Source organism: Neisseria sp. P0006.S004 (assembly GCF_051963015.1).
Taxonomy (GTDB): domain Bacteria; phylum Pseudomonadota; class Gammaproteobacteria; order Burkholderiales; family Neisseriaceae; genus Neisseria.
On the sequence record NZ_JBQCUS010000029.1, the window covers coordinates 1 to 385 of the forward strand.

General features: G+C 57.1%; 1 pseudogene. It reads left to right on the forward strand.

The features are described from left to right. Positions 1-385 (forward strand): annotated as a pseudogene (locus ACTHR2_RS10550) (hypothetical protein); the annotation flags it as partial.

Here is a 385-nt window from a genome sequence, read left to right on the forward strand (position 1 = left end):
CCGAGTGTGACCAAGTCAGGCATCCATGCCGCCGGCAACAAGATCACCAACGTTGCCGCCGGTACCGATGACAACGACGCCGTCAACTACAGCCAGCTGAAACAGCAAAGCGCCGCCGCCCGTACCGAAGTACGTGCCGGTACCAACATCAAAGACGTGGTTAAAACGACCGGCGCCAACGGCCAAGACATCTACACCGTCAACGCCAAAGGCACCACTGCGAGCGCAGGTTCCGACAAAGTGACCGTCACTGCTTCAGCAGCAGACGCGAACAACGTGACCGACTACAGCATCGACTTGGCTGATAGCACCAAAGACGACATCCAAAAAGGTGTGGATGCCAAAACCACCGTTGACACCAAAGGCCTGACCTTCAACGGCGACA